At 40.2% G+C, this 14112-nt stretch carries 4 protein-coding genes; all 4 read right to left on the reverse strand.

Going from position 1 to position 14112, the window contains the following annotated elements:
• Nucleotides 1-11 precede the first annotated feature (11 nt).
• Nucleotides 12-9584 carry a vacuolating cytotoxin domain-containing protein gene (locus tag G6069_RS01905; protein ID WP_197293208.1) on the reverse strand — a complete coding sequence of 3191 codons (9573 nt, stop codon included), beginning with the start codon at nt 9582-9584 and terminating at the stop codon, nt 12-14.
• Nucleotides 9585-9744: 160 nt separating this feature from the next.
• A complete protein-coding gene (locus G6069_RS01910; protein ID WP_165518353.1) occupies nt 9745-10308 on the reverse strand; it encodes an outer membrane beta-barrel protein in 564 nt (187 codons plus the stop codon).
• The gene (gene hefC / locus G6069_RS01915; RefSeq protein ID WP_197293209.1) at nt 10305-13391 is read right to left on the reverse strand and encodes an efflux RND transporter permease subunit HefC; all 3087 of its coding nucleotides are present in this window, start codon (nt 13389-13391) and stop codon (nt 10305-10307) included. The genes G6069_RS01910 and hefC overlap by 4 nt, the downstream gene beginning before the upstream one ends.
• 12 nt (nt 13392-13403) lie before the next feature.
• Entirely contained in the window at nt 13404-14108 is a 705-nt protein-coding gene (hefB, locus tag G6069_RS01920) for an efflux RND transporter periplasmic adaptor subunit HefB (RefSeq protein WP_000619670.1), read from the reverse strand.
• Between the last annotated feature and the right edge of the window lie 4 nt (nt 14109-14112).

Here is a 14112-nt window from a genome sequence, read left to right on the forward strand (position 1 = left end):
GCCCCCACCTTTTAAAACGCTAAACGCATTCCAATATTCCCGGTAATGTTGATCATTTTATAATCCAATCCAAACCTAGCCCCCACCCCAGCATTCGCATAAAAGCTTTTAAATAACCTCACTTCCCCGCCTGTAGTGATGCTCGCAAAGGTGTTATAAAGCTCACCTTTTCTGTAACTCAAAGTGTTGTTGCCAATGAAACGCACCAATTTATCTCCCACAGATCTCACAAGCAAATCCCTACCAACGCCGCCAATCGCATAAAAATAAGAGTTTGTGTTGAAATAATGGCGGTTCTCCAAAGCAAGATCAATTGTTAAAACGGATTTTTTAGACGGATCGGCGTTCGCTTTAAACTGGTTATAGAGCGCATTATGCATCACCCCTTCTAAACCGCTCATACCAATATAGTAATACCTTAAACCAATTTGAGGTTTTAAAATGATGCTTTTATTTTTAAACATGAAATCATACCCGTAATTGACTCTCGTGTTCGTCGTCCATGTGCTGTATTTATAAGACTGATTGATCATAGAGAGTAAAGTGTCGTTGGAGTTGATTTGGGTTTTATTAGCCCCCCAAGTTTCATTGACGCTAAAAGTCAGCTCGCTCTTTTTAATGAAAGCCCTCGCATACAAGCCCATGTCCACATTATTCGATCGAGAACTAGTGATGCGTTCATAAAACCCGCTATACCCATAAGCCGCATACCCTCCAACAATCACCCCCTTAATGAATCTGTCATAGCCCACATTGACACCATAGAGCGTTCCTGTGCCATTTTCCACAAAGCTCACGCCCCCAACGCCGGTTGCCCAAAGGTTGTTTTTTAGTTTATCCCTTTGAGAGTATTTTAAAATCACATCCATCGCGTTAGGGATTGCATCAGCAAATTTTTGGTTTTTAAGGCTGCTCAAGCGTTCGCTAAAATCCGTTGAATCAAAGGAAGCGAAATTAGAAAGCTTGGCTAAACGGCTCATTTGTTGCGTGTAAGTGTTGAGCTGTAAAACATCGGTGGAATTGTTTTTAAGATTGGGTTTAGAAAGCATGCCTAAAGCGCTGGTAATATCTTTCATTAAAGTAACAATGTGTTCAGTGGGATTGTCTTGCAAATAATAAGGAGCGAACAAGGGATTACCCCCTTTAGCCACAAAAAGCTCATTCAGCCACAGAATGGAATTATTGCCCGCAGATTTGATCGCATTCAAACCAGCACTGCCTTGAATGTATTTGACATAATACTCCAAACTAGGGGCTTGAATATCCATGGGTTTATCAGAGACGCTAACTTGAACTTTATCATAAAGGATAGATGAATACACCATTTGCCCCTGATTGTCTTTAAAGCTTACCACAGAACCCCCATCTTTAATATTGACCGGTTGGTTGTCATAGCTTAGTGAATCGCCCTTTAATTGCATGCGTTTGCCGTTAAAATCAATGAGGGTGTAAAGCTTGAGATAATCGCTCAAGCTCCCTCCACGAATGATTTGATTGTCATAACCATAAAGCATGCGTTTAGCGTCTATAAGCGTGTAAGTGCCTTGCTTTTGAGTGTTAAAATGGATTAAAGCCTGATTGTTATAAGACATGATCGTAGAAGCACCCGTTACATTAATAATCGTTTGATGGGTGGGGTTATTAAGATTAAAGATTAATGACCCTTCGCTCTTGAAATCCCCTCCCACATCCAAACCATTTTCATTCGTGCTAAAAGTTGCACCCTTGGCCACATTGAAATTACCGCTGATATTAGCCCTGTAATTAGAATTGTTATTAAAAGCGTTATTCACGATCAAATTATTCGCTTTAAAAGTAGCGTTTGACTCTAAATCCAAAGTCCCGATCGTGGTATTTTGTAAGACTTTTGAAAAATCCACCAAGCCATTCGCTTTAATGGTGCCTAAGAAAGCGAAATTATTCGCATTCACTTCTAGCGTTTCATTAGTTGGGGCTGTCGCGCTTGAAGAAGAATTAGTTTGAGTGGTTTTCCCTTTAGCGGTCATGCAATCTAAAACATTCACGCAAATCTGCCCTTTTTGGACGCTAATGTCATTTTTAGAAGCGTTAAGCGTTAAGCCGTTGGTAGCGTTTAAAGTGTCTAGGGAAATATTAGAAAAATCTTTAGATACAAAAGAAAGCTTGCCCTGATATTGCGTGAAATTAATGGTGTTTTTCCCGTTAAAAATAATGGACTTGCCCGCCACAAAATTCAATTCCCCCCCTGTGGCGTTACTAAACGAGCTGTTATTCACAAACACATGGTTTTTAGCCACAAAACTGAAATTCCCTTTTTGCCAGAGGTTGTGCAAGCCTTTAGGTTTGAGTAAAGAGCCCATGCCCAATTTCTTCAATTCATCTTGTAAAGGTTTAGGCAATATGGATCCCAAACCTTGATGATAAACGCCTCCAAAGCCCTTATCAGCAATGATTTTATTGATCATTTGCCCTAAGACTTGATTGCTCATGATTTTATTCACTACGCCTTCGCCTAGCAAATCGTTCAGCACTTTCTGACCCATGCCAGAAATCGCACCCAATAATTCCTTACTAGGGTTAGTGATGCTATTTAAAGCGATATTGACTAACACGCTCAAATCCTGCGGGCCTAGCCAAGAAATGAGCTTATTGATTAGGGGGGCTTGATTGATCATTTGATTGAGAATATCCCCAAAAGTCGTTTGCTTTAAAAAGCCTTGCAATTCTTTAGAATTAGCGTTAGAGCCTATTTTATCCAGGGCTTGATTCAAGCCTCCAGGCACAAAATTATTGGCAAAAGAACTCAAACTTTGCTTGCCATACCAAGTATTGATGAAATTCTCTACATTTTCAATCCCTAAAGTTTTAACGATGAATTTTTCAAACCCTGAAGAATGGGCTTGGATTTGCTCTAAAAGCATTTGATCAATTTCTTTTCTTTTTATAGGATCTAGCGCGTTTAAAAGCCCGTTTTCACCAAAAACATCGCCCACCGTTTTAGAATTTAAAATTTCCATGATCGCGTTTTTAAAAGCGCTCACGCCTAAGAGGTTATTCACTTCAGTAGGGCTAAACAAAGAGCTTAAAGTCTTAGATCCAAAATCTTTAGGGATCATGTTGGCTAGATCTTTAGGGATAGCGTTATCATTCAAGCTCTCTTCATAAATAATATTAGAAAGCGCATTCGCTAAACCTTTTTCTCCAAAAAGCTTTTCAATGCCACCTTGCCCTAGATAAGAAAAGATTTTATCAGTCCCTTGAGCGTCAATATTGGCTTGATTAAGCACCAAATTTGTCGCGCTTTCAAAAGACACATTCGCGCTCCCTCCACTCCCCCAAGCGTTCCCGCTGCCAATGGTTCCGGTAATGTAAATGTTTTTAGCCTTAAAATTAGCGTTAATATAGCCCAAATAAGGCGCACTAGAATGGAGCAACTGCCCTAAATTAGTCTCTCTAAACATCTGGCAAGTGTTATCCCCAACCACGCATGGCTCTTTATACCCATCGCCTCCAAACCACACCACGCTTTTAGTGTTCGTTTGCCCCTCTTTGATCGCCCCTACCACGAGATTGCCTTGAGAGAAATGATAATTAGCCGTGTTGGAAAAATTATTGATAATCTTTAATAAGCTCTTCCAATTTGCTTGAGTTAAAGTGATACCATATTTTTCAAAGATACCAAAAAGAGTTTCAAAACTATTCGGGCTATTGAGATTGAGATTGTCTAAAGCCCCTGAAGATAAAAGATTAGCCATTTTAGGCAAAAACTCCTTACCCAAACTGGCGATCACACTCAAATCTTGCTTAGTGATAGCCTGATTGTAAATGTGTAAGGCTTGTAAGGGTTGGTTTTGCGCATTATAAGTCCCGGGTGTTTCATTGTTTTGATTAAAGCCTTTGATATTGCTACTCAAATAATAAGTGCCGGCTTTATCGCTTGTGTGATTATAGGAATTCTCGGTTTCATTATAAGGGTTTTTTTGGTAATCATACAAGCTAGGAGCGAGATTGAACATCGCATTATTAGAAACGCCGTTTTGAGAGATCTGCACTTTCAAGCGGTTGTTATGCAAGGTTTCGGTAATCGTTTCAGTCGTATTGAGCGGGTTAGTGAAACTCCACGAATGAATGCCGTTATTAAACGAGTAATCAGCCTTGTCAATCTGTATGCCATAAAAACGGATCTTTTCATAGCCGTTATTCCCCATCAAACCCTGAATGTTCTGAGCTTGTAAAACATTATAAACTAAGGGCTTGTTTTTTGCATCAAACAAATTCACATTAGACAGATTCAAAACGCCTTTAGATCCAAAACTAAAATTCCCTTTTGCATTAATCGCTAGATTGTTAGCGCTATTGCCTAAAAGGTTTAGAGTGCTGTTTAAAAGAACGCTTTGAAAATTCAGGGTGCTGTTGTTACCCAAATCAAATGAAGCGTCTGCATTAAAAGTCGCCGAATTAGTGAAAGAAATTTGAGAATTATTGGCATAAAAACTCACAGGGGCGTTAAAAACGCTGTTGCCATTGAAACTCAATAAGCTTGAGCCGTTGAGGTTGAAATTCGTTTCCCCCTCTACGCTAAGAGCGTTAAAGCTCGCTTGAGAACTTTCAGCCAAATTCATCGTAGAGTTATTTTCAAAAGTGGAAGCCCCTTGGAAATTCAAATGGATATTTTTAGCCCTTAAATTGAGCGTGGTTTGATTAAACTTTGCGTCCCCTTTGAAATTAATCAGGCGTGCAGAGTTGCCAAAATCAGGCGTTTTACCAAATAAAGGAATGCCATAAAAGGTTACATTAGCGTTATTGAAATTCGCTTGATTGAAGCTGACTTGAGCGTTAGGGTTTAAATTCAAGTAAGAAACCCCGTTAAAAGCGGTTGCGCCGTTAAAATTCGCTACGCTATCGTTATAAAAAGAAAGGCTTGAAGCGTTTTCTAAAGTCGTTTGGGTCTGATCCCCCCCAATATTAATAGCAGCGTTGGGTTTGACTGAAAGCCTGGAATGATTGAAAGTCACATTCCCATTCAATGAAGACTGATTCACATTTTTAGACACATCAATCACCATTTGAGTGTTATTGAAAATAATGTTATTAGCCTTCAAATCATAGCGAATGCCCCCTCCTAAAATGGAATTAGAAAATATCAAATCCGTATTCGCAACCATATTAACATACGATGAGCCGCTCTCAGTCGCTCCGTTAATATTGGTCCATCCGCTAAAAGTGGTGTTTTCAAAAGCGATACGCCCTGAGTTAAAATTAAAGCCTCCCCATGTGAAATCCCTAAAGTTAGAGTTTTTAATTTCCATAGAAAGCCTGGAATTAAAATTCGCCCATGAATGCTGGCTCGCGCTAGTTTGTAAGCCTAAAGCCACGGTTTGGAAATTCGTGTAATCCAACCCGTCAGCGCTCAAGGTTTCATCAGCGTTAAAATCAATCGTCGCCCCACCGCCAGCGTTAGGGTTGCCGACATTAAAATTATTCGTTAAAAAGATATTAGTCGCGTTGAAATTGCCATGCAAATACAGCAAATTATTCTTACCAAACCAGATCGAGCCGCCATTGTTATTGGCTTTTTCTTGAGCGCTCCCTAAAAGCAAAGTCCCTACCACCGTAGCCCCAAAGTTCAGCGACCACGCAAAAGCGCTAGAGCCGACAAGGTCTTGATTTTTATAAGGCGCGATATAGCACACGCCAACACATACAGGAGTTTTTCCTGGAATGAAATCAAATTGCTTCCTCACTTGACTCCAAATATCCTTAGAATCATTATCTGTGTGAAAAGATGAAGAATGGATAGTGAAATATTTATAGGTGATAGAACCCGGATTAAAAGTCTCTTCAAAAACAAATCTTTGGCCGTTGCTTTGGGTGAATTGCACAAAATAAGTGTTTTTCTCCGCCCTTAATAAAGTCCCTCTCTCACCACCATAATGGATCAAATTCCACAAATTTTTTGAAAAAACACTATCCGTTAAAATTTGATTGTTATATTTAATGTTATTTCCGCTTAAAAGCGTGTAAGTGGTGTTGTTGGTCAAATCCCTTTCAATGTTAAAGATACTATTATTGTCAATAGCGATTGATCCTTGAAGACGGCTGAAAGGATCGCTATTAATGAGCGTGTTTGTGCCCTTAAAGGTGGTGTTTTTAGTGTCATTAAACGAATAGCTACCGCCATTAAACGAGTTGTTGTTAAAAATTAGATTTTGCACTTTTGCGTTGATGTTATAGGAATTGAAAGTGTTGTTTTCTAGGGTTAGGGAATTTCCGGCGCTGTTTTCACCCCCTTTATAAATCAAAGTGCCGTTATCGCTAAAATTAACATTCTTAATCACCGCTTTCCCATTAGCGTTGGCGTTATCCACGCCAAAATTCCCCCCTCCACTCACAGAGCCTTTATCCCAAGTAATGTTATTGGCCTTAAGGTTAAAGCCTCCATGCGGAGTTTGGTTGCTAAAATTTGCGTTTGTTGCATTCAAATTACCATTATTAACAATGAAATTCATCCATGAATTTTGCAAACCGGCTTTATCGTTATTCAAATGAGCGTTAGCGATATTCAAACGCTTTTCAGCATTAAACACTAAAGTCGCGCCCCCACCGGTTTTAGCCCCATTACCAGAGCGAATCGTGCCGGTAATATCAATTTGATTGGCTTTAAAAACGCCTTGAATATAGCCCACTAGCCCCCATTCAGCCCCTGAAGTTTTCCCAAAACCCACCACGCTATTAGAAGTGGGATTCGCCCCAGCAAGAAAAGGGGTGGTCTGATTGAACACTAAAACGCTGTTAGCGCCGCTATAATCTTGCGTGAAAACGCCTGTGCCAGCGATCTTCCAAGTCGTCATGCCATTGAGATAGAACACGGTGTTACTGGCGTTATTATTGATATTTTTAAGATGAAATACCTCATTATGGATATTCACGCAATGCGTATACCCTAGAGTGCATAAACGAGTGAGCGTGATCCCATTATTAAAATTTTCTTTGATGTAGTAAGTCAAGCCGTTATCGGTGAATTGGACATTATAAATTTTAGTATTGTTTGGCGTGGATTGATCCTTATTTACTAGCGTGCCGCTAGGGTTTTCCCCACTAATCCAGCGCAGCATTTGATACAAAGCGTTATTATCCTTATAATCCACACTTTTAGCGTTAAGCAATTGATAAGTCGTGCCTACGCTTAGGCTGCTTAAAAGCCCTTGCATGTTGAAAACAACGCCCTTATTGAAAGTAAAATCCGTTTGAGTGCCATTTATTTTGAATTGGTTATTCACATTGAAAGTGTCATCAGTAAAACTGACTTTAGGGGTATTATTGAAATTAAACACCCCCCCATTGAACGAGTTCCCACTAAAATCCACTTGCTTAGCGTTAAAACTAAACGATCCGCCATTAAACGAGTTGTTATTAAAAGCGTTTGTTTGCTCTGCATGACTAAAATTAAACGAGCCGCCATTAAACTTGTCTTCAGTAAAGGCGTTATTTATGCCATCAAAAGAATAAGAAGCGTCGTTTAAAACGGATTTTTCAATGGTGGTCTTGCCTTGAAACTTAAAATTCCCTGCTAAAAAGTTCGTGTTTTTAAAATGGTAAGAATTTTCAGCGCCTTGAAATTTGTAATAAGCCTTGTTGAAATTCACGCTATCAAAAACGCCATTACCGGTAAAATCATACCCCCCACCCGTCCAATCGTAAAAATCAGACTGAGAAACATTGATCTTACCACTCCCAGAACTATCCCCTAAGGCGATAAAAGTCATGTAAGAGTTTTGTGAAGTGGTTTTTAGGTTTTTAAAATCAGCCCCAGCGATATTAATTTCAGTCGCGCCCACAAAATTCAAAGTCGCCCCCCCACCGGTTTGAGCGCCATTCCCAGACATCATGTTACCGGTGATATAAACCCTATCGGCTGTGAAAGTGCCAGTAATATAGCCCGTTTTCCCCCAATTAACCCCCTCATACCCCCCAAAACGCACCGTGCTGTTAGATTTAGGGATTGCGCCATTAGCCCAAGGGGTCGTAGCGTTAAAGACTAAAGCGCTGTTTTTCCCGCCATAGGTTTGAGTGAATCTCGCATTAGTGTAATTCCAAGTGTTCAAGCCGTTGAGATAGAAAATCGTATCAGCCCTATCATCGTTAATATTTTTTAAATTAAAGACATTGTCATGGATATTCACGCTATTGGTGTAATAAATATTGTTCGCGCCATAATAGACGGATTGTAAAACAATAGAATTAGGGCTAAAAATTTGTCTGAAATTATAGAGCGTGCCGCCTAAATTGTAGGTTACATAGTAAGTGTGGGTGTTGTTATTAGAAGTGGCGTTTTTGCTGTTGTCCTTTGTGGCTTGCGTGTTTTTAAGCCTGATGATATTCCATAAATTATCCACATCATTATAAGCGATAGAGCCATTTTTCATGCTAAAGAGCGTGTAAGTGCTCCCTATGCTAGGCGTGTAATTTTGAATGTTAAAAAATGCGTTAGCGTTAATATTCACCTTACCGGTCATATTCAAAAAGGGTGAAGTGGGGTTGTTGATCGTGGTTGTGCCTTGAAAATGAACATGAGCATCAGATCTATTAAAAACAAACCAACCCCCATTAAAAGTCAAATTATTAAAGGTAATATTATTTGCATTAAGAATATAGGCATTCCCTATGGTGCTAGCGTTGCCATTAGGCATGCTCCCCAGAGTGCTGTTATTAAAGGTAACGCTATTGGCGTTAAGATTGAGTTTATAATGATTGATATTAGAGTTAGTGAAGGTGATGCTCCCCCCAATACCATTCCCACCCTTATAAGTGAGCGCGCCGTTATTGTTGAAAGTTACCCCGCTAATGGTGGTTGTGCCGTTGCTATCCACATTATCAAAGCCAAAATTCCCGCCATTGACGATCCCGCCATTATAAGTGATCTTTCGCCCCATAGCATTAAAGCCCCCATTAGGGGTTTGGTTGCCAAAATCCGTGTTTGTCAAATGCACGCTATTGTTGGAAATCAAATTGATCCAAGAAGTTTGTGTCCCAGCTCTGTTATTTTGAAAATAAGCCCCGTTAGTGGTTAGTTCGTTTGAGCTTTCAAAAACCAGTATCGCCCCCCCACCGGTTTTCCACTCATTACCTGAGCCAACAGCCCCTGTGATAAAAATGTCTTTTGCCTTAAAAACCCCTGTAATAAAACCTACATAGCCCTTTTCCCCAAACCACACAGAAGAATGATTAGGCGTTGCGGAAGCGTTTTTTGTCCCTATGTATAATTGACTATTGTTATAATTTTGCGTGAAACTCCTATTCCCCCCAGCCCAAGTGCGTAAAGGGCTGACATAGTAAGATTTGTTGCTATTATTTTCATTCACGCTATTGAGCCAATACACCGAACTATTATAATCTTCAGCGCTCAAAGCTGAAACGAACCCTAGCCCTAAGAAGATTTTTTTGTTAAAGGATGCAGAAAGATTTGAATGCGTTTTTAAGGAATAAATTATCAAAGGCGAGTTTTTGATTGTATATTTTTTAGCGATTTTCTTTTTAATGCCCTTAAAAGAGCGGTTTTTACTAAAGCGTTCCTTTAAATCTATTTTGCTATTTCTATAAGTCATATTTTGAACCCTTTCATTATATAATTACATTTCTTAACACTATCTGCGACAAAAAGATTATTCTATCAATTAAAAGAAAACAAAACAACTCCTTTTACATGTTAGTAACCAATCTCATTATAAAACCCATCAGTCAGTTACTTTCTATAATATACCTCTCTTAAAACATATAACTATAAGCCGCATGGATAAAAACGCTCTCTAAAAAATAAGAATTTTTAAAAGAATTTCTAGTCTTTGAAAAAGGGATTTTAGCCCCAAGCTCTATGCGGTGGTGGCGATCGATCGTGCTGCCAAGCCCTACATTAATTAGCCCGTTATAACCCATAAACGAACTATTTTTCATGCCTAAATGGTTGCTTTGATAAAAATACCCTATCCCAAGCCCCCCATACACCCCAAAGCTGTATTTTTTGTAAGTGTAAAAATCGCTCAACACATCCATATTTAAGCTCAATAAAGAAGTGTTAATCGTGTGCAATGCAGTGGGTTTGATCGCCATAAGGTAGGAAAATTCACCCCTTAACGCTAAGGCTTTAAAAAAAGCGAATTGATACCCCCCCTTAGCCCCCCATAAAAAAGCCGTATAAGAAGAATCACTAGCCGGTTTTATTTCAATGGGGGCTAAACCCACCATAGCCCCAAAATAAATATGACTTTTTTTAGGCTCAAACGCCCCTAACAAACCCACCCATAAAGCCAAAACCGGAACGATTTTTTTCATTCTAAAGTTTTTTGGTTTTGATAAAACCGCTTGAGTTTGTCGTCTATGGGAGCGAGCAAACGATAAAACACCGGCACAATCAGTAAGCTTAACACCATAGAAATCATTAAGCCCCCACTCATCGCAATCCCTATAGGGGATTTCATCGCCGCTCCATCCCCACTCGCCAACGCTAAAGGCAGCATGCCACAAACCATCGCAATGGTCGTCATTAAAATCGGTCTTAGACGGGTTTTGCCGGCAAATAAAATGGCTTCTTGGATATTCAAACCTTTTTTACGCTCTTCATTCGCCACATCAATTAAAAGCGTGGCGTTTTTACCCACCATACCAATGAGCAAGATCAAGCCTATCATAGAGAACATGCTCAAAGGCTGGTGCACTAAACCTAAAGCAAAAAACGCCCCTGAAAAGCTTAAAGGCATGGTAACCATGATGATAAAAGGCTCTAAAATGGACTCATACAACGCCGCTAAAATCATATAAATCAACACAAACGCTGTCGCTAAAGCGACTAAAAACTCCCCATTGCTCTCTTTGGCGTTATCCGCTTCTCCGGTGAATCTGTAATTCGCCCCTTCAACCAGCCATTCTTTAGTGTTTTTACTCACTTGCGTTAAAATCTCGCCTAAAGAAACGCCCGCATTCCTATTAGGCTCAGCAAGCACCGTAACGCTGCGTTGGCGGTTGTAGCGAGAAATACTAGACGGGCTTTTAGTTTCTGTGATTTCCACTAAAGCGTCTAAAAACATCAATTTATCGTATTTGTTACGCACTTGCAAGCGTTTAATGTCTTCTACAGAAACGCGCTTGTCATCAGGCACTCTAATGATCATGTCGTATTCTTTGCCATCTTCTTTGAACACGCTCGCTTGAGAAGTCCCAGAGAAAGCAGAGCTCACCACTGATCCAATGGTTTGAGCGCTCACGCCGTATTTGTTAGCGTTTTGTCTTAAGATTTTGAGTTGCAATTGCGGTTGCGATTCGCTCGTGCTTGTATGGTAGCTTTCAACCTTGCCTTTTAATTCAGGGCTTTCTAATAAGAATTTTCTCAAATTCGCCACGCTTTTATCCACCGCTTCTTGAGAATGGGAGAACACAAAGGTTTGAAAGGGCGAACTATCCCCACCGCCCCCTATAAGAGCAACTTCAGAAAGATTAATAGTATCTAAACCTTTAGCTTCAGGCAAGCTTCTCAACTCTTTCCTTAAAACGCTCATCAACTCAAATTGCCCCAATTGGTGTTCTTTTTTGCGCTCTTTTAAAGGCTTGAGCTGCACAAAAATCTTAGCCTTAAAAGGGTTTTGCGTGGTGCCATAACCCACTTGCAAGGTGGTGAATTCCACTTCAGCATGTTTTTCAATCGCTTTTTGAAAGATCTTACTCTTTTGTGTCATGTAATCTATGCTCACGCCCGGTTTAGCCTTAAGCCACACTAAAAACCTCCCCCTATCTTCTTTCAGCATGAAATCCATGCCGAGCTTAGAAGCCACAAAAAGCGAACCCACAAACACCAAAACCACCGCTATAAAGATAATAAGCTTGTGGTTTAATACCCATTGGAGCAATCTGGTATAACGAGACTCTAAAGCTTTAAAAAAAGGCTCACTCCACACATAAAAACGAGAATGCCTGGGATTGACCACCACTGAGCTTACCATGGGGATAATCGTAACGACCACCACATACGATAAAGCGATCGCTAAAGCCACCGTGATCCCAAAACTTTGAAAAAAGCGCCCGATAATGCCTTTCATGTTCCCTATAGGCACAAAAACAGAGAGCAGCATCGCTGAAATCGCTACTAGAGCAAAGCCAATCTCCCTCACCCCCTCATAGCTTGCTTTTCGTTTACTCATGCCCATTTCTAGCTTTTTATGGATGTTTTCAATCACCACGATCGCATCATCAATGATAATCCCTATCGCTAGCGTTAAAGCCACCATGGTGAGCATGTTTAATGAAAAGCCCATCCATTGAATGAGTGCAAAAGTCCCCATGATAGAAATAGGGATAGAGATCGCTGAAACAAGGGTGATCGTGCCGTTACGCAAGAACGCAAACACCACTAAAACCGCTAAAATCGCCCCTAAGACTAGGTCAAATTTCACGTCTTCAATAGAGGTGCGGATATAGCTCGTGGTGTCTAAAAAGGGTCTGATTTCATAGCTAGGGCTAATGGCTTGAATGTGTTTTAAAGCTTCATACACCCTATCTACGATTTCAATTTCATTCGCTCCGGCAATCTTTTGGATTTCTAAAATCACACCGGGTTTGTCTTTAAAGCTCGCAAAAGTGTTGTCTTCTTCCAAGCCGATTTCAATCTTTGCAATATCGCCAAGACGCACATGATTACCCACTTGGATCTTTTCTACATCCGCAACGCTATAACTATTCGCATTAATCAAAATAGACAATTCCCTTTGGCTATTGACAATGCGCCCCCCATCAATTTCCACATTCTCCGCTTTAAGCGTGCTGAAAAGATCCGCATAAGTCAGGTTGTATTTATTCATCAAAGTGGGATCGGCATAAATCCTAATCTGGCGCTCCCTAAAGCCGTTGAGCTGCACGCCCCCTACCCCATTGATTTTTTGGAGCATGGGTTTAATGGTGTTTTTAGCGTAATCATTAAGGGTTGTAGCCGGCACGCTTGAACTGCTCACGAATAACGAAATAATGGCTTGGCTGTCGGTATCAAATTTATTGATAGAGGGTTTTTTAATGTTGGAGTCATCAAAACGCACCGAAGAAATTTTATTAACCACATCGTTTAAGGCTTCTTCATTAGGTTTTTCTAATTCAAATTCAATGACGACGATACTCACATTTTTAGAACTCGTAGAAGTAACCTTTTTGATCCCATCAATCCCCATCACCGCTTCTTCAATCTTATCGGTTACCTTACTCTCTATGATTTCAGCGCTAGCCCCAGGATAAGTCGTAGTAACCACCACTGTAGGCAAATCAATTTTAGGGAAAAGCGCCACGCTCAATTTTTTAAAACCCATAGTCCCAAAAAAGACAATCGCCAAAGCAAACATCAAGGTCGTAATAGGACGATTAATCGCTGTTTTATACATCAAAATATCCTATTATTTCGTTTGAATAAACCCATCGCCAAAAAGCCCCACTGCCATAGGCTTAGACAAAAGGGCTTCAGCACTCACTTTTCTGGTGTTTTCATCAACCGTGGGGTAAATCTTAGTGATTTTAGCTTCATGCTGATTGGAATCTCCGTCTATAGAATAAGTGTAAGTATCCCCCACTTTGACCGCATTAATATATTTAGAATCAAATTCAATAACCAATTTCCTAGCATGGCTGACTAATCTCAATAACACCGTGTTATTCGCGCTCACCCCTTCGCCCACTTGAATGTTTTTACTCGCTATCACGCCATCAAAAGGGGCTCTTAAAATGGTTTTATTCAATACCGCAATAGAATAAGCGTAATCCGATTCCAAGCGCCTGTAAGTGAACTCATAACCCTCTAGAGTGTTTTTATCCACAGCGCCCCCAATTTTGCTGTATCGTTGGTATTGCTTTTTAGCGAAAATGAGTTGTTGCTCGGTGGAATCGCTTTGAGCCTGTTTGTCTTGATTATACAAAAGCAACAAAACATCGCCCTTTTTGACCACGCTCCCCTCAGTAACCTTAATGCTATCCACAATCCCTGTGCTGTCTAAGGTGAGTTTGGAATCTTGCATCGCTTTCACATTGAAAATCGCATACACTCTTTCGCCAGCTTCCATGCTTAAAAAACTCAAAAAAAGTCCTATTAAAATTTTTCGTATCATTTTC

Source organism: Helicobacter pylori (assembly GCF_017594925.1).
In the GTDB taxonomy this organism is placed as follows: Bacteria; Campylobacterota; Campylobacteria; order Campylobacterales; family Helicobacteraceae; genus Helicobacter; species Helicobacter pylori_DP.